Below are 22,244 nucleotides of genomic sequence, written 5' to 3'. Positions count from 1 at the left end.
TTACGCAAGCGCTTGCGTGTGCCGTTTATCGCTTGGTTAAACGTTTCATCAGCTCAATAAATGTGAAATTCGCGAACTACATGGATGGTTTAACGCTTCCTTGGGGGATGCTTGCAGCCACCCATGCTTCGCCATGTGCTGCGCGTCTAGCGCCCGAAACGCGCGGGCAGCATGCGCACCAGGGTGTTGTCCCGAACCCAGTAATGGTGAAACAACCCTGCGGCTGCATGCAGGCCGATCAACCAGTAACCGGTGCTGCCCAACCACTCATGCCAGTGCTTGAACTGCCTGGCCAGGTCCGGGTCCGGCGCCACCAGCGTCGGCAAGGCAAACTCGAAATACGGCACCGGTTTGCCGGCGGCATTGAGCATCAGCCAGGCCAACAACGGCGTCACCACCATCAAGCCATACAGCGCCAGGTGCATCAGGTGAGACGCTGCCGTTTGCCACATAGGCGGACGTGGCAGGATCGCCGGGCGCGGCGCCAGGCGCCCGAGCAGACGCAGCCACACCAGCACGAATATGCCGATACCGAACAAGGAGTGGGCGCCAAGGAACACCCCTTTGAGCGCATGCCCGCGAGGCAACAAGCCTTTGATTTCAATACAGGCATACACGCCGACAAACAGCGCCAGCATCAACCAGTGCAGGGTCATCGAGAGTTTCGCGTAGCGCTGCGTCTGCGGATTTTGGGTCATGGGGTATAAGCCTTCTGCTTGAGTAGTGGCGCTACCCTGCCGAACAAGTCTTAAGGCAGTCTGAAGATCAGCCCACCGATCATTTCCAGCACCTTCAGACTTCGTTAAGAAATGCCTTTGATACTCCTCCCAACTTCACGTGGGAGGCTCACCGCCAATGCCCGATATCGATTGGAAAATTCCCTTGCCCGTGCTGTTCGGCCAGGCCGATCGTGCACAAATGCGCCTGGCTTGCGCCCTGCCCCACGACACTCAGCGCCCCGCCTTCGAGGCATTCATCCAACAGCGTTTCCGCCTTGCCCACGGCGCCGACATCCGGCATTTCATGCCTCAGCTATTTGGCGTCAGCCACGCCAACGGTGACCTGTGTGCGGTCGCCGGTGTACGGCTGGCGTGTGCCGAGCCGCTGTTTCTGGAGCGTTACCTGGACCATCCAATCGACCCCCTGATCAGCGCCGCTGCCGACCAAACAGTAGAACGCCACGCGATTGCCGAAGTCGGCAACCTGGCCGCCAGCGATACCGGCAGTGCGCGCCTGAGCATCATCGCCATCACGTGGTTGCTGGCCATGGGCGGCCTGGAGTGGGTGGCGTTCACCGGCAATATCGGGCTGGTCAACAGTTTCCACCGCCTGGGTTTGAAGCCGGTCACCCTGTGCGCGGCCGACCCGCAGCGCCTGGGAGATGACCGCCATCTGTGGGGCAGTTACTACGAAAGCCAACCGTGGGTGCACGTCGGCAACATCCGCGCCGGGTTCATCCATTTGCGCAACATGGGCCTGTTCTCACGCCTTGGGTTGCCCACCACGCTTGAGGACAACAGCCATGTCGCCTGAAACCCGCCGCTTCCACGCTGTGCTGCGCGGCCATGCCGAACGCAACGACGGCACCATTGCCCTGTGGGGCGATACCTTGAAAATGGATTACATCTCACTGTTCGCCGAAGTTGCGTATCGCCAGCTACGCCTGCGCGATGAAGGCGTGAAGGTGGTGGCGCTGGCCCTGGACAATGGCGTCGACGCCATGCTGTGGGACTTGGCGATACTGTTCGAAGGGTTGACCTGCTTGACCCTGCCGCCGTTTTTCAGCCCCACCCAGCGCGCCCATTGTCTTGAACAAAGCCATGCCGAACGGGTGATCGCCGAACCAGACCTGGAGGCTGAGCTACTGGCTGCCGGTTACCAGCAACACGGCGACTTCTGGTGCAGAAGCTTTGCAGGCCGCCCTTCGATGCCATCGGGCACTGCCAAGGTGACATTCACCTCCGGCACCACCGGGGCGCCCAAGGGCGTATGCCTGAGCGCCGACAGCCTGCTGCGGGTTGCCCGCGAGTTGCACCAGGCCAGCCACGCTTCCGATCCACGCCACCACTTGGCGCTGTTGCCCCTTGCGATTCTGCTGGAAAACCTTGGGTGCTACGCCGCGCTGTATGCCGGCGCCACCTTGAGTGTGCCCAGCCAAAAAAACTTGGGCATCCAGGGAGCCAGCGCGGTGGATGCCGCTCAATTGCTCGGCTGCCTGGCGGTGCGTCAGCCCCATAGCCTGATCCTGGTTCCGCAATTGCTGTTGATGTTGGTCATGGCCGCCGAGCAGAAGGCATTCAACCCGCAGCACCTGCGCTTTGCCGCCGTCGGCGGTGCCCGCGTGGCCAAGGGCTTGCTGCAGCGGGCGCAGCAGTTGGGCATGCCGGTTTATGAAGGTTACGGCTTATCGGAATGCGCCTCGGTGGTGTGCCTTAATCGCCCGGATGCACAGCGCCCGGGCAGTGTCGGCCAGCCCCTGCCCCATGTGGAGGTTCGCCTGGCCGAAGACGGTGAAGTGCTGATCAAAGGCTCGACTTTGCTCGGCTATCTGGGCCACACCGGACACCCTGATCAGTGGTGGCCCAGCGGCGACCTGGGCACCTTCGACGCGGACGGATTCCTCTACCTCAACGGCCGCAAGAAACATCAGTTCGTTACCAGTTATGGGCGCAACGTCAACCCGGATTGGGTCGAGGCCGAATTGACTCAAGGCGGCGTCATCGTCCAAGCATTTATCTATGGCGAAGCCCAGCCCGAGAATCACGCGCTGCTCTGGCCCCATCGCAACGACTGTACCGACACCCAGCTGGCAGCGACCGTGGCCGCCGTCAATGCCGGCTTGCCCGACTACGCCCAGGTGCATCGCTGGACGCGCCTGGATGAACCCTTCAGTGCCGCCAACGGCTTGCTCACCGCCAACGGCAGACCACGGCGCGACGCCATTGTCGCGCGTTATCACACCCAGCTTGCCCCCGCCTTCAACGAGGAAACCTCATCGTGAATTTTTTCGACACGCTGCAAGATGCCACCCAACAGGAACGCCAGGCGCTGTTCAGCCTGCCGATCATTCGAGATGCGCTGGAGGGCAAGGTCAGCCTGGAGAGCTATCGTGCGTTCCTGGCCCAGGCCTACTACCACGTGCGTCATACCGTGCCGTTGATGATGGCCTGCGGTGCGCGCCTGCCCTCACACTTGGAATGGCTGCGCAAGGCCGTCTGTGAGTACATCGAAGATGAGTACGGCCACGAGCAATGGGTGCTCAATGACATCGAGGCCTGTGGCGGCGACAAGGATGCGGTCCGTGACGGGCAACCGGGTTTACCCATTGAGCTGATGGTCAGCTATCTGTATGACCTGATCGCGCGTGGCAACCCGGTCGGCCTGTTCGGCATGGTCAATGTGCTGGAAGGCACCAGCATCGCCCTCGCCACTCATGCAGCCGGCAGCATCCGCGAGCGCCTGCAACTGCCGGCCACGGCGTTCAGCTACTTGAGCTCCCACGGCTCCCTGGACATTGGGCACATGGAAACCTACCGCCGCTTGATGAACAGCCTGGACGATCCCGACGACCAGGCTGCCGTGATCCATGCCTCCAAGGTGGTGTACGCCCTCTATACCGACATGTTCCGCAACCTGCCACGTATTGCGGAGGCCGCCCATGCGCCTGTCTGACGCCCACGTGGTACTGACCGGCGCCAGCGGCGGCATTGGCCTGGCGATTGCAGGCGCCTTGTGTGCCAGCGGCGCGCACGTGCTGGCCGTGGCACGCCATCGCACACCGCTGGAGCCGTTGCTTACGCAGTACCCGCAGCAGCTCTGCTGGGTGAGTGCCGACCTGACCTTCCTCGCCGATCGGCGCAAGGTTCGAGCCGCCGCCGAGGCCATCGGCGGCGTCAATCTGCTGATCAACGCCGCCGGCATCAATCATTTTGCCATGCTTGAACAACTGGACGACAACGAAATCAACGGCATGCTAGCGTTGAATATCACCGCACCCATCTGCCTGACCAAGCTGCTGCTGCCCCTGCTCAAGCAAGCCGAGAGCGCCATGGTGGTGAATGTCGGCTCCACCTATGGCTCCATCGGCTACCCCGGCTATGCCACTTACTGCGCCACCAAGTTCGCCTTGCGCGGGTTTTCCGAAGCCTTACGCCGGGAACTGGCCGATACGCGAGTAGGCGTGCTGTATGTGGCGCCGCGCGCCACCCATACGCGGATGAACAGCCCGGCAGCGCAGGCGTTGAACGACGCGCTCAAGTCCAATGTGGACGACCCGCTGACGGTGGCGTCGGCGGTGATCCACGCAATCGCCAATGATCGTCGTGACCTTTACCTGGGCTGGCCTGAGCGCTTTTTTGTGCGCCTCAACAGCCTGTTGCCAAACCTCGTCGACCGTGGCTTGCGTAAACAATTGCCGTTGGTACGTCGCTTGAGCGACAAACCCGTGAATAAGGATCTGAACCCATGAAACGCCTCTTTGCCGCGCTGCTGCTCAGCGCCTTGAGCCCACTCACCTGGGCGCTGGAGGCTGGCGACCAGCAGCGCCTGACTGATATCCAGACGCGCTGGGCCCATATCCAATACAACCTGCCTGAAGAACAGCGTACTCAGGCGTTTGCACAACTCGCGACGCAGGTGACGGCGTTCACCCAGGCGCGCCCTCAGGCCGCCGAAGCATGGATCTGGTCCGGGATTGTCACCAGCAGTTGGGCCGGCGCCCAAGGTGGGCTCGGCGCATTGAGCAAGGTCAAGGCGGCCAAGGCAGACCTTGAGAAAGCGCTCGCTCTGGACCCCAAGGCCCTGCAAGGCTCGGCCTACACCAGCCTCGCGGCGCTGTACGATCGCGTACCCGGCTGGCCGATTGGCTTTGGCGATGCCGACAAGGCTGAACAGCTACTCACGCAAGCCTTGCAACTGAACCCGACGGGCATTGATAGTCTGTATTTCTGGGGCGACCACCTCTACCGGCAAAAACGCTATGGCGAAGCCCGCGATGCGCTGCGCAAAGCCTTACTGGCCGCACCACGGCCGGGTCGCGAGACTGCCGATGCCGGGCGTCGCAAAGAGATCGAAAGCCTACTGGTCGACCTCGACAAAAAACTCAACTGACAGGAGTCCATGTGCGGCTATTACTGATCGAAGATGACGTAGCACTGGGCGAAGGGATTCATCAGGCACTCGTGCGTGAGGGCTATACCGTTGATTGGCTTCAGGATGGCAGCAGTGCATTGCATGCTCTGCTCAGCGAGACCTTTGACGCGGTGGTGCTCGACCTGGGCTTGCCGCGCATGGACGGGCTTGAGGTACTGCGCCGCCTGCGGGACAGCGGGTCCAACCTGCCCGTGCTGATCCTCACCGCGCGCGATGCCACCGAAGACCGTATCGCCGGGCTCGACGCCGGTGCCGATGATTACCTGGTCAAACCCTTCGACCTCGCCGAACTCAAGGCGCGCCTGCGCGCACTGCTGCGGCGCAGTGCCGGCCGTGCGCGGGTAGTGATCGAGCACGCCGGCATTTGCCTGGACCCCAGTACCCAACAGGTCAGCTACCAGGGCGCGCCGGTGCCGCTCACACCCAAGGAATACCAGTTGCTGCACGAACTGCTATCGCCACCCGGCCGCGTGATGACCCGTGACCAGTTGATGCAGTTGCTGTATGGCTGGAACGAAGAGGCCGAAAGCAACACCCTGGAAGTGCATATCCATCATCTGCGTAAAAAATTCTCCAGCGAGCTGATCCGCACTATTCGCGGCGTCGGCTACCTGGTGGAGGAGCGCCGATGAGCTCTATTCGGCGACGAACCCTGACCCTGATCATCGGCCTGCTGTTCACGGGACTACTGGTGATCAGCGTGCTCAACCTGCATGACAGCAACCACGAAATCGCCGAAGTTTACGACGCACAACTGGCGCAGAACGCCCGGCTGCTCCAGGGCGTGATGAGCATGCCACTGGCCAGTAACGATCAGACGGACCTGTACCGCGCCTTCAACAAAGCCTTGGGCGAAGCCATGCCCAAGGTCGATGGGCACCCCTACGAGAGCAAAATCGCCTTTCAGGTCTGGAACACCGAGGATGAGCGCCTGGTATTTACCGCCAGCGCACCGTCATTTGCCAAGCCTCCCGGCCAGCCGGGGTACAGCAATGTCGCCGACCTGAATGGCCGTCAATGGCGCGGTTTTTTGCTCAAGGACAAAGACAATGGGCTGCGGATCTGGGTGGGTGAGCGCGACGACGTACGCTCTGACCTGGTCGACCGTATCCTGCGCCACACGCTATTGCCCAACATACTCGGCAGCCTGATTCTGGCCGCGATGGTCTGGCTGGCCATCGGCTGGGGGCTCAAGCCGCTGGCGAATATGGCGGCGACCTTGCGCGCACGGCATTCCGGCTCCCTGGAACCGATGCAACTGACCCCGCTGCCCACCGAACTGGAACCGATGCAGGCCGCGCTGAACCGCATGCTGGCGCAGATCCAGGAAATGCTCGGCCGCGAACGCCGCTTCATCGCCGACGCCGCCCACGAAATGCGCACGCCTCTGGCGGTGTTGCGGGTGCACGCGCAAAACCTGTTGGAGGCCGGCACGGAAGCCGAGCGGCGCGAGTCCCTAGGGTTCCTGATCACGGGCGTCGACCGCACCAGCCGCCTGGTCAACCAGTTGCTGACCATGGCTCGCCTGGAACCCAGCGCCGTGCAACCACCGGCGCAGGCCATCGACCTGGCGACCACCGTGCGTGAAACCCTGATTCAGTTGACGCCCTGGTTGCTGAGCAAGGGCCTGGAGTTGGCGTTCGACGTCGATGATGCGGACTACGGCGTGAGGTCCGACGCGTCCGCGATCAATATCGCGCTGACCAACCTGGTGACCAATGCGGCGAATTTCTCGCCGGAACACGGCGTGATCACCGTAGGGTTGTGCAAAACGGCCACGGGGTTCGAGTTAACCGTGGATGACCAAGGGCCAGGCATTGACGAGAACGAGCGCGAGCGGCTGTTCGAGCTGTTCTACAGCCGGGGAAATGCCGAAGGCGCAGGTTTGGGGCTGACCATCGTACAGACCATTGCCCAACGCCTTGGGGGGCACATCCGCCTGGCCAACCTGGCCAACGGCGGGTTGCGCGCCACCTTGCAGATCCCGGGATCACTGGCCTAGCAGTCCCAGCCACATCGCGCCGGTCAGCAGTACCTGACCGGCAATCACCTACGTCGCAAACCGACGGCCGCCGCGGACCCACGCCACCAGGCACTTGCTCAGGGAGTTGCAACTGACCGCCAGCAACACCGGAATAGATGCTGCCTGCAGGGCGAGTTGGCCGCTGGTGGCCAGGGCGGCGATGGATGCGGTCGAAGCATGGGCATCGGCAAACCCACTTTGGGCCACCGTCGCCAGGTTGGAAAAGATCGCCGCCGCCAGCGTGCGCAGGTTCGAGGGTTCTTTTGCGGCCCTATGGCCCATGGTGGCAATGGTCACGGTATTGGACGAGAACCCCGAAGCAATGGCCCCTAGGGCATAGCCATAACGCGCGCCCAAGGTACGCACGGCCACATGCCCAACTGCGCTCCAGCCCCACCAGCATGCAGATACCCAGCGCGGCGGCGGCGCCGGCAAGCCCCAGGGTGGTCATAGGTCGGCGCCTTCAGGGGGTAATCGCGACTTTCATGACGCCATCGCGCTGATGGGCGAACAGCTCATAGGCGGCTTCGATGTCGTCGAGTTTGAAACGGTGCGTCACCAGCGGCGACAGGTCCACCCCGCCGCTGGCAACCACGGCCATCAACCGGCGCATGCGTTCCTTGCCGCCAGGGCACAGGGTCGACACGATGCTGTAATCCCCCAGCCCTGCCCCAAAGGCATCATAGGGAATACGCAAGTCGCTGGAGTAAACCCCCAGGCTGGACACACGCCCGCCCGGGCGCAGCACCCGCAATGCTGACTCGAACGTGCCTTGGGTGCCCAGGGCTTCGATCGCCACATCCACTCCGCGACCGTCCGTGAGGGCCATGATCTGCTCAACGACATCGCCTTTCTTGAAGTCGATGATATGAGTGGCCCCCAGGCGTCGAGCTACGCCCATGCGCTCAGTCACGCCGTCGACGCCGATGATCATCGACGCGCCCTTGAGCCGTGCGCCCGCCACTGCACACAAGCCGATAGGCCCCAGGGCAAATACCGCCACCGTATCGCCAATGCTCACCTCACCGCGTTCGGCGCCGGAAAAACCGGTGGACATGATGTCCGGGCACATCAGCACTTGTTCGTCGCTCAGGCCGTCGGGAATCGGGCACAGGTTGGCCAGCGCGTCGGGGACCAACACGTACTCGGCCTGGCAGCCGTCGAGGGTATTGCCGAACTTCCAGCCGCCAGCCGCCCGAAAGCCATGGCGTGTGTCGGGACCGTCCTGGGAACCGCAGCCGCACAGGCACGCGTAGCTTTGCCCGCTGGGGGTGATGGCCCCGGCGATCACCCGCTGCCCCTCGACAAACCCGCTGACCTGGGAACCCAGGCGTTCAATCACGCCAACCGGCTCGTGGCCGATGGTCAGGCCTTTGGCGACCGGGTACTCGCCGCGCAGGATATGCACGTCGGTGCCGCAGAGGGTCGTGGTGGTGATACGCACCAAAGCGTCCAGCGGGCCGACTTCGGGAATGGGCTTGTCCTGCAGGACTATGCGGTTTTTTTCAACGAAAACAGCGGCTCTCATGGCTGCCATAAGGTGAACTCCTGTGCAGGGGAACTCCAGACTGCGCCGTAATCGCGTCTTGCAGGTTGATCATGATCAACTATCGCGCAACTGACCGGACATCGCATGCCGCTCTCGGCCTGCAGATAATTTGATACAGATCAACCTCGACCTGGCGCCAGGGGCCATGATCGCTCTGGTGCACGACAACGGCACGCTGATCGAAATCGGCGTGGCCCGCTACGCCACTGCCAAGGAGTATGAGTGCGAATGTGCGATCACGGTGGCCGACACATGGCAACGCCTGGGGCTGGGGCGCATTTTGATGCAGCACCTGATGACGGCGGCGCGAGCCAATGGCTTCAAACGGATGTATACGGTCGATGCGGCGACTAACCTGCCACTGCGTGAACTGACGCATGCGCTGGGCTTTAACAGCGTCACAGACCCCGATGAACGTACTCAGATCATCAGCAGTGTGGCGCTCTGAGCGCATTGGCACTGCAAACGACTCATACACTCGTTTGAGTGTATTCGTACCGTGCTGGTCGCAGCATCTGCTATTGTCCAAGGACCTCATCTCCTCCTCATCGCGGTCATGCGATTTTCTGTGAGCATGCTCTGCGGCCGTGTTCTGAACACGGCCGGGTCTGATATGCACGGACAACACTGCATTGGACAAAACCAGCCCTGGCGCAGCGCCCGAATTACAATCGCGGGCCGAAAAAATCGTCGAGTTCAAACGCCAGAAGACCCTGCTCAAGACCGGCGCCCTGCAAGACGCGATCTTCAACAGCGCGTACTTTTCGAGCATCGCCACTGACGAAAAAGGCGTGATCCAGATCTTCAATGTTGGCGCCGAGCGCATGCTCGGCTATGCCGCCGACGACGTGCTCAACCGCATCACCCCCGCCGACATATCCGACCCCGCCGAACTGATTACCCGTGCCGCCGCCCTTAGCCTGGAGCTGGACACGCCGATCACACCGGGCTTCGAAGCCCTGGTGTTCAAGGCCTCACGCGGCATTGAAGACATCTATGAACTGACCTATATCCGCAAAGATGGCAGTCGCCTGTCGGCCATGGTCTCGGTAACGGCCCTGCGCAATCGCCACGACACGATCATCGGCTACCTGTTGATTGGCACTGACAATACCGCGCGCAAACAGGAAGAAGCCGAGCGCAAAGGCTTTGAACGCGCGCTGGAAGAAAAGAACCTGGAACTGGAACACGCCAGCCACATGAAGTCCGAGTTCCTCGCCACCATGTCCCACGAGCTGCGCACGCCGTTGAACGCGGTGATTGGCTTTTCAGAGGCGTTGAAGGATGGTTTGGTCGGCGACATGAGCGAGGTGCAGCGCGAGTACATCGGCGACATCTTCACCAGCGGCCAGCACCTGCTGTCGTTGATCAACGACATTCTCGACCTTTCCAAGGTCGAGGCCGGGATGATGGACCTGGAGCTGGAGCCTGTGGAACTGGCGGGGTTGCTCGCCAACAGCTTGTTGATCGTGCGCGAAAAAGCCGCCTTGCAACGTATCCAATTGAAGCTGGAATGCGAGGACGATTTTGGCACCCTGGAACTGGACCTGCGCAAGACCAAGCAGATTATCTACAACCTGCTGGCCAATGCGGTGAAGTTCAGCGCACACGGCGGCTCAGTGACCCTGGCGGTCCGCGAGGTCAGCCTCGCGCAGGTCGGCCACATCCCCGGCGATTGGCCCGCCCACGGCTTCGCCCTGCAACCCAGCCCTCACACGCAGTTCCTGGAGCTGAGTGTCAGCGACACGGGCATCGGGATCGCCGAGGACGACATGAGCAAGCTGTTCAAGGCCTTCAGCCAGATCGACAGCAGCCTGGCGCGCAAATTTGAAGGCACGGGTTTGGGGTTGGCAATGGTCAAGCAACTGACCGACCTGCACGGCGGCAGCGTCGCCGTGGCCAGCCGCGAAGGCTTGGGTACGCGCTTTGTGGTGTGGCTGCCGTTGCACCGCGCGCCGGAGGCTGCATGGCTGACATCCTGATCGTCGAAGACAACGAGGCGAACATGCGCCTGGCGCGGTTGTTGCTCGTCAATGCCGGGCACGGCGTGTTGTGGGCGGCGGATGCAGAAACCGGCCTGACCCTGGCGCGGGAAAAACAGCCGGCGCTGATATTGATGGATATTCAGTTGCCGGGCATGGACGGCCTGGCCGCCACCTCGTTGCTCAAGCAAGACCCCAACACCGCACACATTCCGGTGATTGCGCTGACCGCCATGGCCATGAAGGAGGACCGCGAAAAAACCCGCCTGGCCGGTTGCGACGCCTACATCATCAAGCCGCTGCGCTACAAAGAGCTTTACCAGGTCATCGACACTTTGCTGCAACAGCACATCAGCCCCCACCTGTGAGTCCTCTCCATGGCCAGCCAACCTGCAACGCTGTTGATCGTTGACGACGAACCCCAGATTCGCAAACTGTTGGAAACCCTGCTGCAGCACGAGGGCTACCAGACCCTGAGTGCGAGCAGCGGTGAAGAGGCCTTGCAGCTCGTGGCGCAACAACCGCCTGACCTGATCCTGCTGGACATCATGATGCCGGGCATGGACGGCTACGAGGTGGCCAGCCACTTAAAGGGCAACGAAACCACGGCAAGCATTCCGATCATCATGTTGTCGGCCCTCAGTGAGCCGAGCGCGCGCGTCAGCGGGCTGGAAACCGGCGCCGAGGAGTTCCTCAGCAAACCGGTGGAACGTGTCGAATTGTGGCTGCGGGTGCGCAACCTGTTGCGGCTCAAGGAACGCGGTGATCAGTTGAAGGTTCACAACCTGATGCTGGAGCAGCAACTGCAACGGCAAACGGGCGAGCCAGCGGGGATGAGCGTGCACGACCTGGCGCGCCAGGACTTTGAAAAAGCCCTGCGTCAGGCGGTGGAAAACAGCGAGTTCACCGTGCACTACCAACCCAAGATCGAGCTGGCTGGCGGGAAGATATGCGCCCTTGAAGCCTTGCTGCGCTGGGAGCGTCCCGGCTATGGCACGGTGTCGCCGGCGGTGTTTGTACCCGTACTCGAGAGCCTGGGCTTGATTGTGCAGGTCGGGCGCTGGGTGATCGACAGCGTTTGCCAGCAAATCGCCGTGTGGCAACGCGGCCTGATTGGTGCCGTAGAGGTTTCGGTCAATGTATCCGGTCACCAATTGATCGAGGGCGATCTGATTGCCGATATCGAACGCATCCTGAGGGCAACCGGGGTTGCGCCCCATTGGCTGGAGGTTGAGCTGACCGAAAGCTCATTGATGGAAAACACCCAGCACACCATCGCCAGCCTGCAACGATTGCGCACAATGGGCGTGAAAATCTCCATCGATGACTTCGGCACCGGCTATTCAAGCCTGGCGTATCTGCGGCGGTTCCCCATTGATACGTTGAAGATCGATATCGCGTTTATCCGCGAAGTCACCACTAACCCGCAAGACGCGGCGATCACCCGCACCATCATTGAACTGGCCCATAGCCTGGGCTTACAAGTGGTCGCCGAAGGCGTGGAAACCCAGGAACAGCTGGGGTTTTTGAAGCAAGCCGGCTGTGATCAGATTCAGGGGTATCTGTTCAGTCGGCCATTGCCCGCAGCAACCCTGGAGCGCCTTTTGTTGGAACGCACGCCGCCGTTGTAGCCGTGAGGTTCAAGCCGCGGTTGTTCCTAAGGGTCGAGCACCCCGCCGCTGTAACTGTCGGATAACCGCGCCCCGGTAAACTTCGCCACCACCGAACCCTGCGCCACCAGGCGTTCGCGATGGGCCGTGACCATGCGCCCGGTTTGCGCGGCGTGTAAGATCACTTCTGACGCCGCATCACCCGGCCGTCCGATGATCCTGGCGAAACGCTCGCCCTCCTCGACCTGGTCGCCCAGGCCCTTTTCAAACACCAGCACACCGGCGCGGGGCGCGAGGATGGTCTCCATGCAGCCCATGTCCACTGCCTCGCCTTGCCATTCGCGGATCGCGGCCACTTCGTCGATCACGCCGTTGATGCACAGCCACGCCCACAGGCCATCGACATCCTGTTGCGCCAGGGTATCGCTGACATCCGCTTGCCCGCGCAATTCGATAGTCGCCGCCAGCCGTGGCGCGCCGTGATTGATGATGGTTTCTTCAAAGGAGCCGTCGCCGCCGTCATCCCAGACGATCACCACATCCACCTGCAAGGCCGCCGCCAGCGCCAGGCCTTGCTCCGGCCAGAAGCTGCGATGAATGTAGAGGTACGGCAGTGCCTCATCGTCGGTGTGCAAGTCCAGCACCAGGTCGGCATCGGCGGCCAGTTGCACCAGGCTCTTTTGCCACTGCGCCAGGTTGCTCGCCGGGCGCTCCATGGCAAGGGAATGATCGAAGGCACGATTGAAATTCTGCCCGGTGGCCTCGTGAAACCGCCCCAGCAGGCGGCCCTGACGAAATTGGCCGATACCAAACGGGTTGGCCTGCGGCACTACGGTGACACTGCCTTTGAGCCGGCCCTGTGCCTGGCAAGCCTGCAAGCGCGGCAACAGTTGGTGCAGCACCAGCATCCCGGCGATTTCATCGGCGTGCACGCCCGCTTGCAGGTGCACTGATGGCCCGCTACCGTCGCCTTCATAGCGCCAAGCACCGATGTGCAGCGCGTTGCCCGCATCGCCCGCCACCTGCCACGAAAGGTCGTTTGCCATGCCTTGCCCTCCTCTCATCATTTAATCGCTAGAGATTGAACACGCGTTCAACTAACCTGTGCGCTCTGGTCTTTCATCAAAGGCATTCCCGTGACCATCGACCCTCCCAAACTGCGCCGTGCCGACCCCGATGAACGCCGGGACTTGCTGATTGCCGCCACCCTTACCAGCCTGTCCCGCGACGGGCACGCTGGAATTTCCGTGCGCAAGATTGCAGCGCAAGCCGGTGTTTCAGTGGGCTTGCTCAATCATCATTTCGGCAGCATCGATGCACTGATCGCCGAGACCTACCACAAGCTCGCCAGTGAATTGACCAGCGCGTTATGGGCGCAAGTCGAGTTGGCCGAAGGCGCCGCCGCGCGCCTGGATGCGTTTCTCAGTGCATCCTTTTCACCACGCGTCATGGACCCCGACCTGCTCGGCGTGTGGGTGGTGTTCTGGAGCCTGATCCGCCACTCGCCCCACGTAAATCAGTCCCATGAAAACAGCTACCGCGCTTACCTGGCGCTGATCCAGCAACTGCTCGACGACCTGGCCCGCAGCGAAAGCCTGGTGATCCACGACAGCCACCTCGCCGCTATCGGCTTATCGGCGATGCTTGACGGGCTCTGGCTCGAGGGGTGCCTCAACCCCGGCACTTTCAGCCCCGCCAACGGCCTGCACATCTGCCGCTGTTGGGTACAGGGGTTGCGTCACGGCGCATTCGGCGCCGACCACATCGTGTGATTCGGTGTGGCGGGCGCTGAGCATCGCCAACGTCCCGCTGACTGCGATCAGCACCGCGCCGATGATCAGCGACAGGTCCATCGACGTGCCCCAGATCAGGCTGGATAACAGAAACGCCCAGATCAAACCGGTGTACTCAAACGGCGCGAGCAAGGTCGCCGTGGCGCGACGGAAACTGGCGAACAACAGAAACTGACCGATACCGCCGACCAGCCCCGCCGCCAACATGCCCAGCCAGGCCGGGGTCGGCGATGGGGTATGCGTCCAGGGCAAGGTCAGCGCCATGCACACCACGAACACCCCATTGGTGATCAGCATCTGCTCCAGCACTGAGGTAGTCGGGTCGACCTGGCGCAACTGGATATAGGTAAATGCCCAACACAGCGCAGCGGCCAGGGTCAGTGCGATTGGCAATGGGTCAACCATATTGCTCGGGCGACAGGCGATCACCACGCCGACAAAGCCGATGATCAGCGCAACCCATTGGCCACGGCTGGCGCGTTCCTTGAGGATAAGCGCGGCGAGCAACGTGACCATGATTGGCGCGGAAAAATACAAGGTGGTCATTTCCGCCAGGGTCAGGTCCTTGGCGGCCGTGTAATAGAGCAACCACGCCAGCAGCGACAGCAACCCGCGAATGATCAGCAGCCTGCGGCTCACCGACGTCCATGCGCGACGCAACAAGCCCATGCGCCCGGCGATCACGCAGGCGCCCACCACCACTAGGCTGCGCCAGAACAGAATGGTGAACACCGAGTAATCAGCCACCAACCATTTGATCACCGCATCCTGCAGCGCCAGGAACGCATAGGCCAGTGAACACAGGGCAATCCCTTGCAACGCGCGATCCTGTTTCATCCGACCGACCTGCGCAGCGGCGTGCCGCGCCGTTCGGCGATGGCGTAAACGCCTTCGATCAGGAACGTCAGGCACAGGTAGACACCGGCCACCAGCAACAGCGGTTGATAGATCTGCAACGTCTGCGCCCGCACCACGTTGGCCGCGCCCAGCAGGTCGACCACGGCAATCGTCGACGCGAGTGCGGTGGACTTGAGCAACATCACCGTCTCCCCCGCCAGGGTCGGCAGCAGCAGACGCATCGCCCGGGGCAGGCGCACCCGCAACAACGCCTGGCGCGGCGTCATGCCGAACGCCGAGGCGGCCTCCATCTCGCCCTTGGGCACTGCCAACAGGCCGCCGCGAATCACTTCACCGACATAAGCGCCTACCGACAGCACCAGGGCAAAGACGATGTACCAATACCCGTCGCGCAGGAATGGCCACAGAAAGCTGGTGCGTATCAGCGGAAACTGGGCGAACAAACTCCCCAGCCCGTAGTAGAAAATATAAATCTGGATCAACAGCGGTGTGCCCCGCAGCACACTGGTGTAGGCCAGCGCACCCCGGGCCAGCCATTTGCGCCGCGACAAACGCGCCAACGCCACCAGTACCGCCAGGACGAAGCCGAGCACTGCCGAGATCGCCAGCAATGACAAAGTGGTCTGCAACCCCTTGGCGATCAGCCCCGCGTAGTAACTTATCCATTCAGGCATAGCCCACTCACTCGACAACCGGCATCCAGCGACGAATACGTCGTTCCAGGCGCCCGGACAGGTAGTTGGAAGCCAGCGTCACCAGGTAATACAAGGCGGCGGCCGTGAGGTAGAACAGTAAGTATTGACGGGTCGAACCCGCCGCCTGCTTGGCGGTGTAGAGCAATTCGTTGGTGCCGACCACACTGATCAAGGCGCTGTCCTTGATCAGGTTGATCCACAGGTTGGACATGCCGGCCAGAGCGTACGGCGCCATGATCGGCAAGGTCACCCGGCGGAACAGGCCGATGCCGCTCAAGCCAAAGGCCCGCGCCGCTTCAATCTGGCCATGGGGAATCGCCAGGATTGCCGCACGAAAAATCTCCGACGCATAGGCGCCCTGCACCAGCCCCAATACCAGGATCGCCACCAGCGGGCCGCTGATGTTCACCTGCTCGAACCCCAGCCACAGCATCAACGCGTTCAGGCCCATGGAACCAGCGTAGTACAGCAGCAGGATCAACAATAACTCCGGCACCGCGCGAAACACGGTGGTGTAGCCGCGCATCAACAAGGCGACCGGGCGTGGCGCGCTGAGCTTGGCGCAGGCCACGACCAGGCCGATCAGCAACCCCACGGCAAACGAGCCGGCGGAGATTTGCAGGGTCATCCATAACCCTTTTAGCAGTGCGTCGCCCCATCCCTGTTCGCCGAAGCTGAGAAGGTCGAACATCTTATTCGGTCTTCTGGGCGATTTGCTGGTAGGGGCTGTCGCAGACCTTGCTCACATACGCCGGGGTGTCGGCACGCTTGCACGGGCTGACCGACACGCCGAAGTAATGCTCGGACAGGTCATCAAAATCCTTGCTCACCAGCAGCTCTCCGATGGCCTTGTCGAGACGGGCCTTGAGCGCGGTGTCTTCCTTGCGTAAACCGGCACCGACGCCACGCCCGATGATCGGGTCGTAGGGCACGCTGGCGATATGCGCCAGGCCACTGGCCTCGGGGGTTTTGACCATCATCGCGATCGCGGTATCGTCCGCCATCATGTAGTCGATACGGCCTGCGATAAGGTCGGCGTTGGCCGATTCCTGGGTGTCGTAGTACTTAAGGTCGGCGATGTTTTCGTAATACTTCTTCAGGTAGTTGGCGCTGACGGTGGAGATTTGCACACCGATCAACTTGCCCTTGAGGCCTTGAGGGGTAATGTCCACCGTCGCGCCCTTGGGCCCTGCCACCCCCAGCAGCGAGTCGTAGTAGGCACGGCTGAAGGCGATCTGTTTTTCACGCTCATCAGTCACCGACATCGACGAGAAGATCACGTCGATCTTCTTGGCCAGCAGCGACGGGATGATGCCATCCCACGCCACTTCCTTGATCTGGCATTCGGCTTTCATGCCTTCGCAGAGTTTGTGAATCAGGTCCACTTCAAAGCCCGACCACTCGCCGTTACCGCCTTTTACGGTGAACGGTGGATAGGGTTCCGCCGCCACCGCAAACACGATGGGTTTCTCCGCCGCCAGCGTAAAACCTGCGGCCAACATCAACACTGCACCGCTCAACCAGCTTGCCATGGGTCTTGATTTCATGATTTGCCCCGTCTTTTTGTGGAGTTAGCGCGTTTGATGCGCGTTGACGAACTGCCGGCAACGCTCACTGCGTGGGTCGATAAACACCGAGTCCGGCGTGCCGGTTTCCTCGATCATGCCTTGGTGCAGAAAAGCGACTTTGGAGGACACATCCCGGGCGAAGGCCATTTCATGGGTGACCAGGATCATGGTGCGGCCTTCTTCGGCCAGGGAGCGGATAACGCGCAGCACTTCGCCCACCAGTTCCGGGTCGAGGGCCGAAGTGGGTTCGTCGAACAGCATGACTTTGGGACGCATGGCCAACGCGCGGGCAATCGCCACCCGTTGCTGCTGGCCGCCGGAGAGAAACGCCGGGTATTCATTGCGCTTGGCGGCGAGGCCGACGCGATCGAGCAAGGCCTCTGCGCGCTCGATCGCCTCGGCGCGGCTTTCGCGCAGCACCTGGGTCGGGGCTTCGATGAGGTTCTCGAGCACCGTGCGGTGAGGCCACAGGTTGAAGTTCTGGAACACCATGCCGAGGGTCGAGCGGATGCGCACCAGTTGCTTCGCATCCGCCACCAGCGGCGCGCCGGGAATGCCGTAATTGAGCTTGATGCTTTCGCCGTCGACATGAATGCTGCCTTGATCCGGCACTTCGAGCATGTTGATGCAGCGCAACAAGGTGCTCTTGCCCGAACCGCTGGCGCCGATCAGCGAGATCACCTCACCTTCGCGAGCCGTGAGGGAGATGCCCTTGAGCACTTCGATATTGCCGAAACGCTTATGCAGGTCGATGACTTCAATCATCTTCCTGGCTTCGACCGGTTGCAGCACTTCAATCTTTGGCGCAGCCGCGACACGCGGCTCACCGGCGAGCCTGGCAACAAACCCGGCAATACGCTGGCAAGCCTCGGCCAGGCGGGCCTCACCCAAGGTAAACGACAACCGTACAAAGCCTTGCGCCGGCTCACCAAACGCGGCGGCATCGAGCACCGACACGCCCGCCTCGCGGAATAACCGCCAGGCAAAATCCAACGACCCCAGGCCGGTGCCGCGCACATCCATCAACACGAACATGCCGGCTTGCGGCGCCTGCACCTTGATCCCCGGGCACGCGCCGAGGCCGGCCACCACCAGGTCACGGCGGCGCCGGTAGATCTCGCGCATGCCCTGCGTCACCTCATCATGGGCCAGCACCGCCGCCGTGGCGGCCTCCATCACGAACCCGGGCAAGCCATAGAGCATGCTCAATACCAGGGTTTCTGCGTGAGCGATCATCTGCGGCGCAGCAATGATCCAGCCAATGCGCCAGCCGGTCATGGCATGGGATTTGGACAAGCTGCCAATCACAATGCAGCGCTCGGCCATGCCCGGCAGTGCGGCGAGGCTGTGGTATTCACCGTCGAACACCAGGCTTTCATACACCTCATCCACGACGACCCAGAGATCATGGGCGATGGCCAGGTCGGCGATGGCTTGCAGCTCTTGGGGGTTGAGGACCACGCCGGTGGGGTTGTTCGGGTTGGAGAAGAAAATCGCCCGGGTACGCGGCGTGATCGCCGCGCCGAGCAATTGCGCATCCAGGCGAAAGCCCGACTCCGGCGAACACGGCACGCGCGTAAGCGTTGCGCCGCTGGCCTTGAGCGTGGCTTCGTAGGTGACGTACATCGGGTCGAGCACCAGCACTTCATCACCGGCTTGCAGCAGGCACAGCGAGCTGATGAACAACGCATTCTGCGCACCAGGCACGATGATGACGTTTTCGGCTGTCACCGGCCGCGACAGAGTCGTGCTGTAGCGGGCTGCAACGGCGTCGCGCAATGGCGGGCGGCCAGGGATTTCGGTGTAGTGGGTGTCACCGTCGCGCAGTGCGCTGACGGCCGCGTCGGTAATAAAAGAAGGCGTGGCAAAATCCGGATCGCCGACGCTGAGGATGATGATGTCCTCGCCCTGGCTGGCGGCGTGGAACGCGGCGTGGTGGATGTCCCAGGCGGCTACGCCCTGCCCTGCAATCCGCTCAACAAAGGGGGAAAACCGCATGCCAGAGCCTCTCGTACAAGAAGAAAAAGCGCGAACCCGTCTGCGTACAAACGGGTGGATGCGGTCAACATAGTGCAAACTGAACAGTCGTTCAATGGATACGCTTGCGGGGTGTCGTTTATCGAGCGAACAGGTCGCAGTCAGTGTTTTATCGACCTCGTCGCGACAGTGGGCTTACCGCGCGGTCATCAGGTTACAGTGGCGGTCCTGCAATTCCTCGGCCGAACCGAGGTTCAGTTCACTCAGCGCCACGTGTGTGCTCAGCAACACAAAACTGCCGTCTGCACGAGGTGCCATCAGCAGGCTGTACTGGCTCATGCTCGCGCCTTGGGCATCGACGTATGCACGCAACACGACCAAGGGGTCGAGCGCATCAGCGTCCACCGCCGTCAGCGTACGGGCACTGTAGGTGTGCCCCATCAATCGGGCCGGCAGTACCCGCCACTGTTCGTTGAGGGCAGTGCCTTGCTGGTTGAGCACGGCAAAGATATCCGGGCGCAGGCAGGCGATATGCAGATGCAGCTGGTTCTGTGTGCGGCCGTAACGGGAGTTGATCGCCACCGAAACGAAAGCATCGGGAATCGGCTTTATCAGGCCATCGGACAACACACTGCGGTGCCGCCAGGCTTGGGTAAAGTAATGCGGCAGCAACTGACGGCCCAGGGCCGCGTCTTCGATGCCGGTGATTTTATCCACCGGAATCAGCAGATCCTGCAGCGGGCCGTTGCGGTCTTTTAACAGGGTGTAGCCACGGTCCAGATCGACCGCCAGGCACGGGCTGGGGTTGTGCTGCTGTTGCTGGTTGGGCACGCATTGCCGGCTGACGATATGCCACAAGGCATCGGGGTTGCCCCGCCATTGCCAGGCGCCGACCAACACCAACCCTAAGAACACACCACCGACGATCTTGAATACGGTACCGCGCTTCATGCAAAAACCTCTACGCACAGGGAAATTGTTTTTTTGCCGACATCCCTGTCGTAGAGCTAACGTTTTACGGGCGTCATACAGTCCGGTTCGATCGGATTTTTTAGCGTGTTGGCGAGGATACGGTCGATATGTGTCAGGTCATCGGCGCTCAGGTGCCAGCCAAACGCCTCTTCAAAACCGTTCAATTGCTCGGGACTACGGGCGCCCCACAGTGCGATGGTCGGGCCTTGGTCCAGTACCCAGCGCAAGGCCAGTGCGAGCACCGACTTGCCATGACATTCACGGGCATAAATATCCAGCGCCGCCACGGCCGCCAGGTAGTGCTCAAAACGCGGCGCCGTGAATTTCGGGTCGAGCTTGCGTCCGTCATCGTCGGCAAAGCGGGCGGCTGAATGCAGGCTGCCGGTCAGCAACCCACGGCACAACGGGCCATAGGCCAACACCACCAGGGAATGTTGCTTGGCATACGGCAGAATGTCGCTGTCGATAGCGCGCTCGAACAGGTTGTATGGCGGCTGTACCGTGGCCAAGGTTGTGTGCCGGCTGAAATCGTTGATTTGCGCGCAGGAATAGTTGCTGACGCCTACCGCAAGGATCTTGCCCTCGCGGCGCAGGCACTCGAGCGTATCGGCAGTTTCCTGCTGAGCCACCAACGGGTCGGGCCAATGCACCTGGTACAAGTCGATGTAGTCCGTTTCCAGGCGCACCAACGAGTCTTCAACCTCTTTGCGAATACGCTGGGCCGTTGCATGGCGTCGGGGGGAGCCGTCGTCCCATTGCAAGCCGGCTTTGGTGGCGATCACGGCACTGTGGCGCTGGCCGCGCAGCGCCTTGCCGATCAGCGTTTCGCAAAGGCCCAGGCCGTGCACCGGCGCGCTGTCGATCAGGTTGATGCCGCAGTTCAACGCGTGGCGAATCGTTTTGATCGACTGCTCGTTATCCCCGCCGCCCCACAGGTGCCCGCCCATGGACCAGGTGCCGAGGGCGATCCGCGAGACGGCTTTGTCGATGCCGGCAATCCGGAGGGTCTCGATGCGCATAAAAAATAACCCCTGCCCGTAAAACGACGTATAAAAGCAATTACTCTAGATCATCCAAGGTTGAATAGGGCTCAACGCCGCATGCAACCGAACTCCTATAAAAGAGGCTTGTAATGGCGGCTTTCAATCGTTCCGAATTGGCCGATCTCAATGTGTTCATGGCGATCATCCGGCGCCGCAGTTTTCGCCATGCTGCCCACGAGCTGGGGGTTACCACGTCGGCGTTGAGCCACACCATGCGCAACCTGGAAACGCGCCTCGGGGTAAAGCTGCTGTACCGCACCAGCCGCGCCGTGGAACCCACCGACGCCGGCACCCTGCTCGCCGAAAAACTCGGCCTGGGTTTTGCCATGATCCAGGACGGCCTCGACACGCTGGAGTTGCACCGCGAGTCGCCCATTGGCCGCCTGCGCCTCAACGTGCCACGCGATGCGGCGGCGCTGCTGCTGGCGCCGATCCTGGGCGAATTCGCCAACGCCTACCCGCAACTGCGCCTGGACTTGATCGTCGAGGACGCAATGATCGATATCATTGCCGAAGGCTACGACGCGGGTATCCGCTACGGCGCCACCGTGCCCCAGGACATGGTGGCGGTGCCGCTGACCGCGGCGTTGCGCTGGATCATGGTCGCCTCCCCCGCTTACCTCGCACGCCGGGGCATACCGCAAGCCCCCCAAGACCTGCTGCAGCATTCCTGCATCCGCATGTACCTGGGCGACAAGACCACCTACAAATGGGAACTGGGTAACGGCCCGAGGCAGCAACGTATCGACGTGCCCGGGCATTTCAGCGCGGCCGACACCGAGACTATCGTCAACGCCGCGCTGCAAGGCGTGGGGATTGCTTACTGCCTGTCCAACCGCGTGCAACAGGAACTGGCGGACGGCCGTTTGGTAGAGGTCATGCCGGACTGGGCCTGCCTGGGTGAACCGCTGTGCATGTACTACCCGAGCCGCCGCCAGTCGCAGCCGGGGCTGCGCCAGTTGATGGACATGATCCGCCTGAAAACCATCGGCTCGCAGTTGATGGAATCACATTGAACCTGAG

22 protein-coding genes and 2 pseudogenes are annotated in these 22,244 nt (G+C 61.8%); 13 read left to right on the top strand and 11 right to left on the bottom strand.

The window, feature by feature from the left end; all coding sequences use genetic code 11:
- Positions 1–146 precede the first annotated feature (146 nt).
- Positions 147–698, bottom strand: coding sequence for a cytochrome b (locus ACDZ94_RS26410; protein WP_262667936.1), 552 nt, complete (start codon positions 696–698; stop codon positions 147–149).
- A 157-nt stretch (positions 699–855) separates the two neighbouring features.
- On the opposite strand from ACDZ94_RS26410, the gene ACDZ94_RS26405 reads away from it, so the two are divergent.
- Genes ACDZ94_RS26405 through ACDZ94_RS26375 form a run of 7 tightly spaced genes read left to right on the top strand, consistent with a single transcriptional unit; the run spans position 856 to position 7,153 of the window.
- The gene (locus ACDZ94_RS26405; RefSeq protein WP_064452363.1) at positions 856–1,533 is read left to right on the top strand and encodes a thermostable hemolysin; all 678 of its coding nucleotides are present in this window, start codon (positions 856–858) and stop codon (positions 1,531–1,533) included.
- Positions 1,523–3,001 (top strand): AMP-binding protein, encoded by a 1,479-nt coding sequence (locus tag ACDZ94_RS26400; RefSeq protein WP_432751666.1) that lies wholly within the window; start codon positions 1,523–1,525, stop codon positions 2,999–3,001. The genes ACDZ94_RS26405 and ACDZ94_RS26400 overlap by 11 nt, the downstream gene beginning before the upstream one ends.
- Complete coding sequence (locus ACDZ94_RS26395) at positions 2,998–3,672, top strand: TenA family transcriptional regulator (protein ID WP_064452361.1); 675 nt, start codon at positions 2,998–3,000, stop codon at positions 3,670–3,672. The genes ACDZ94_RS26400 and ACDZ94_RS26395 overlap by 4 nt, the downstream gene beginning before the upstream one ends.
- Positions 3,659–4,468 (top strand): SDR family oxidoreductase, encoded by an 810-nt coding sequence (locus ACDZ94_RS26390; RefSeq protein WP_064452360.1) that lies wholly within the window; start codon positions 3,659–3,661, stop codon positions 4,466–4,468. The genes ACDZ94_RS26395 and ACDZ94_RS26390 overlap by 14 nt, the downstream gene beginning before the upstream one ends.
- Positions 4,465–5,109: a tetratricopeptide repeat protein gene (locus ACDZ94_RS26385; protein ID WP_128590014.1), complete on the top strand. Its 645-nt coding sequence runs from the start codon at positions 4,465–4,467 to the stop codon at positions 5,107–5,109. Before ACDZ94_RS26390 ends, ACDZ94_RS26385 begins: the two co-directional genes overlap by 4 nt.
- An 11-nt stretch (positions 5,110–5,120) precedes the next feature.
- The gene (locus ACDZ94_RS26380; protein ID WP_064452358.1) at positions 5,121–5,783 is read left to right on the top strand and encodes a response regulator; all 663 of its coding nucleotides are present in this window, start codon (positions 5,121–5,123) and stop codon (positions 5,781–5,783) included.
- A complete protein-coding gene (locus tag ACDZ94_RS26375; RefSeq protein WP_064452357.1) occupies positions 5,780–7,153 on the top strand; it encodes a sensor histidine kinase in 1,374 nt (457 codons plus the stop codon). The genes ACDZ94_RS26380 and ACDZ94_RS26375 overlap by 4 nt, the downstream gene beginning before the upstream one ends.
- 48 nt (positions 7,154–7,201) lie before the next feature.
- On the opposite strand, the pseudogene ACDZ94_RS26370 reads toward ACDZ94_RS26375, so the two are convergent.
- Together ACDZ94_RS26370 and ACDZ94_RS26365 are read right to left on the bottom strand one after the other, a co-directional pair.
- Positions 7,202–7,558: pseudogene (locus ACDZ94_RS26370) on the bottom strand (DUF4010 domain-containing protein); the annotation flags it as partial.
- A 79-nt stretch (positions 7,559–7,637) separates the two neighbouring features.
- Complete coding sequence (locus tag ACDZ94_RS26365) at positions 7,638–8,711, bottom strand: NAD(P)-dependent alcohol dehydrogenase (RefSeq protein ID WP_064452355.1); 1,074 nt, start codon at positions 8,709–8,711, stop codon at positions 7,638–7,640.
- Between the two features lie 157 nt (positions 8,712–8,868).
- Between ACDZ94_RS26365 and ACDZ94_RS26360 the strand changes: the two genes are divergently transcribed.
- From ACDZ94_RS26360 to ACDZ94_RS26345, 4 genes are all read left to right on the top strand, one after another.
- Positions 8,869–9,171 carry a GNAT family N-acetyltransferase gene (locus tag ACDZ94_RS26360; RefSeq protein WP_432751665.1) on the top strand — a complete coding sequence of 101 codons (303 nt, stop codon included), beginning with the start codon at positions 8,869–8,871 and terminating at the stop codon, positions 9,169–9,171.
- A gap of 184 nt (positions 9,172–9,355) precedes the next feature.
- Positions 9,356–10,705, top strand: coding sequence for a sensor histidine kinase (locus tag ACDZ94_RS26355; RefSeq protein ID WP_432751664.1), 1,350 nt, complete (start codon positions 9,356–9,358; stop codon positions 10,703–10,705).
- Positions 10,690–11,073, top strand: a complete 384-nt coding sequence (locus tag ACDZ94_RS26350; RefSeq protein ID WP_064452353.1) for a response regulator — start codon at positions 10,690–10,692, stop codon at positions 11,071–11,073. Before ACDZ94_RS26355 ends, ACDZ94_RS26350 begins: the two co-directional genes overlap by 16 nt.
- 9 nt (positions 11,074–11,082) lie before the next feature.
- Complete coding sequence (locus ACDZ94_RS26345) at positions 11,083–12,336, top strand: EAL domain-containing response regulator (protein WP_432751663.1); 1,254 nt, start codon at positions 11,083–11,085, stop codon at positions 12,334–12,336.
- Positions 12,337–12,362: 26 nt separating this feature from the next.
- Here the strand turns inward: ACDZ94_RS26345 and ACDZ94_RS26340 are convergent, their stop codons facing one another.
- Positions 12,363–13,361: a succinylglutamate desuccinylase gene (locus tag ACDZ94_RS26340; protein WP_432751662.1), complete on the bottom strand. Its 999-nt coding sequence runs from the start codon at positions 13,359–13,361 to the stop codon at positions 12,363–12,365.
- Positions 13,362–13,451: 90 nt separating this feature from the next.
- On the opposite strand from ACDZ94_RS26340, the pseudogene ACDZ94_RS26335 reads away from it, so the two are divergent.
- A pseudogene (locus ACDZ94_RS26335) lies at positions 13,452–13,991 on the top strand (TetR/AcrR family transcriptional regulator); the annotation flags it as partial.
- Here the strand turns inward: ACDZ94_RS26335 and ACDZ94_RS26330 are convergent.
- The 7 genes from ACDZ94_RS26330 to ACDZ94_RS26300 all read right to left on the bottom strand — a co-directional run bounded on the left by ACDZ94_RS26330 (position 13,947) and on the right by ACDZ94_RS26300 (position 21,197).
- The gene (locus tag ACDZ94_RS26330) at positions 13,947–14,945 is read right to left on the bottom strand and encodes a DMT family transporter (protein WP_432751661.1); all 999 of its coding nucleotides are present in this window, start codon (positions 14,943–14,945) and stop codon (positions 13,947–13,949) included. The pseudogene ACDZ94_RS26335 and the gene ACDZ94_RS26330 sit on opposite strands and share 45 nt — an antisense overlap.
- Entirely contained in the window at positions 14,942–15,640 is a 699-nt protein-coding gene (locus tag ACDZ94_RS26325; RefSeq protein WP_259762555.1) for an ABC transporter permease, read from the bottom strand. Before ACDZ94_RS26325 ends, ACDZ94_RS26330 begins: the two co-directional genes overlap by 4 nt.
- A 7-nt stretch (positions 15,641–15,647) precedes the next feature.
- Positions 15,648–16,352 carry an ABC transporter permease gene (locus tag ACDZ94_RS26320; RefSeq protein ID WP_064452348.1) on the bottom strand — a complete coding sequence of 235 codons (705 nt, stop codon included), beginning with the start codon at positions 16,350–16,352 and terminating at the stop codon, positions 15,648–15,650.
- Position 16,353: 1 nt separating this feature from the next.
- On the bottom strand, positions 16,354–17,208 hold the full coding sequence (locus ACDZ94_RS26315) for a transporter substrate-binding domain-containing protein (protein WP_064452347.1): 855 nt from the start codon (positions 17,206–17,208) through the stop codon (positions 16,354–16,356).
- Between the two features lie 24 nt (positions 17,209–17,232).
- Positions 17,233–19,227 (bottom strand): aminotransferase class I/II-fold pyridoxal phosphate-dependent enzyme, encoded by a 1,995-nt coding sequence (locus ACDZ94_RS26310; protein ID WP_064452346.1) that lies wholly within the window; start codon positions 19,225–19,227, stop codon positions 17,233–17,235.
- Between the two features lie 174 nt (positions 19,228–19,401).
- Positions 19,402–20,157: a CDP-diacylglycerol diphosphatase gene (locus tag ACDZ94_RS26305; protein WP_432751660.1), complete on the bottom strand. Its 756-nt coding sequence runs from the start codon at positions 20,155–20,157 to the stop codon at positions 19,402–19,404.
- Positions 20,158–20,213: 56 nt separating this feature from the next.
- Positions 20,214–21,197 carry an aldo/keto reductase gene (locus ACDZ94_RS26300; protein ID WP_432751659.1) on the bottom strand — a complete coding sequence of 328 codons (984 nt, stop codon included), beginning with the start codon at positions 21,195–21,197 and terminating at the stop codon, positions 20,214–20,216.
- A 113-nt stretch (positions 21,198–21,310) separates the two neighbouring features.
- On the opposite strand from ACDZ94_RS26300, the gene ACDZ94_RS26295 reads away from it, so the two are divergent.
- Positions 21,311–22,237 carry a LysR family transcriptional regulator gene (locus tag ACDZ94_RS26295; protein WP_262667922.1) on the top strand — a complete coding sequence of 309 codons (927 nt, stop codon included), beginning with the start codon at positions 21,311–21,313 and terminating at the stop codon, positions 22,235–22,237.
- Positions 22,238–22,244: the final 7 nt, after the last annotated feature.

Origin of the sequence: Pseudomonas sp. UBT (genome assembly GCF_050915955.1) — a bacterium.
GTDB lineage: Bacteria > Pseudomonadota > Gammaproteobacteria > Pseudomonadales > Pseudomonadaceae > Aquipseudomonas > Aquipseudomonas antarctica_A.
Note: the sequence above shows the minus strand (reverse complement) of the source record. Positions and strands in the feature narration are given on the sequence as shown.

Coding starts and splice junctions, on each gene's coding strand:
- ACDZ94_RS26410 (WP_262667936.1), bottom strand. CDS start 698: ATGACCCAAAATCCGCAGACGCAGCGCTACGCGAAACTCTCGATGACC.
- ACDZ94_RS26345 (WP_432751663.1), top strand. CDS start 11,083: ATGGCCAGCCAACCTGCAACGCTGTTGATCGTTGACGACGAACCCCAG.
- ACDZ94_RS26350 (WP_064452353.1), top strand. CDS start 10,690: ATGGCTGACATCCTGATCGTCGAAGACAACGAGGCGAACATGCGCCTG.
- ACDZ94_RS26400 (WP_432751666.1), top strand. CDS start 1,523: ATGTCGCCTGAAACCCGCCGCTTCCACGCTGTGCTGCGCGGCCATGCC.
- ACDZ94_RS26325 (WP_259762555.1), bottom strand. CDS start 15,640: ATGCCTGAATGGATAAGTTACTACGCGGGGCTGATCGCCAAGGGGTTG.
- ACDZ94_RS26310 (WP_064452346.1), bottom strand. CDS start 19,227: ATGCGGTTTTCCCCCTTTGTTGAGCGGATTGCAGGGCAGGGCGTAGCC.
- ACDZ94_RS26340 (WP_432751662.1), bottom strand. CDS start 13,361: ATGGCAAACGACCTTTCGTGGCAGGTGGCGGGCGATGCGGGCAACGCG.
- ACDZ94_RS26375 (WP_064452357.1), top strand. CDS start 5,780: ATGAGCTCTATTCGGCGACGAACCCTGACCCTGATCATCGGCCTGCTG.
- ACDZ94_RS26405 (WP_064452363.1), top strand. CDS start 856: ATGCCCGATATCGATTGGAAAATTCCCTTGCCCGTGCTGTTCGGCCAG.
- ACDZ94_RS26390 (WP_064452360.1), top strand. CDS start 3,659: ATGCGCCTGTCTGACGCCCACGTGGTACTGACCGGCGCCAGCGGCGGC.
- ACDZ94_RS26330 (WP_432751661.1), bottom strand. CDS start 14,945: ATGAAACAGGATCGCGCGTTGCAAGGGATTGCCCTGTGTTCACTGGCC.
- ACDZ94_RS26305 (WP_432751660.1), bottom strand. CDS start 20,157: ATGAAGCGCGGTACCGTATTCAAGATCGTCGGTGGTGTGTTCTTAGGG.
- ACDZ94_RS26300 (WP_432751659.1), bottom strand. CDS start 21,197: ATGCGCATCGAGACCCTCCGGATTGCCGGCATCGACAAAGCCGTCTCG.
- ACDZ94_RS26360 (WP_432751665.1), top strand. CDS start 8,869: ATGATCGCTCTGGTGCACGACAACGGCACGCTGATCGAAATCGGCGTG.
- ACDZ94_RS26295 (WP_262667922.1), top strand. CDS start 21,311: ATGGCGGCTTTCAATCGTTCCGAATTGGCCGATCTCAATGTGTTCATG.
- ACDZ94_RS26385 (WP_128590014.1), top strand. CDS start 4,465: ATGAAACGCCTCTTTGCCGCGCTGCTGCTCAGCGCCTTGAGCCCACTC.
- ACDZ94_RS26365 (WP_064452355.1), bottom strand. CDS start 8,711: ATGGCAGCCATGAGAGCCGCTGTTTTCGTTGAAAAAAACCGCATAGTC.
- ACDZ94_RS26320 (WP_064452348.1), bottom strand. CDS start 16,352: ATGTTCGACCTTCTCAGCTTCGGCGAACAGGGATGGGGCGACGCACTG.
- ACDZ94_RS26315 (WP_064452347.1), bottom strand. CDS start 17,208: ATGAAATCAAGACCCATGGCAAGCTGGTTGAGCGGTGCAGTGTTGATG.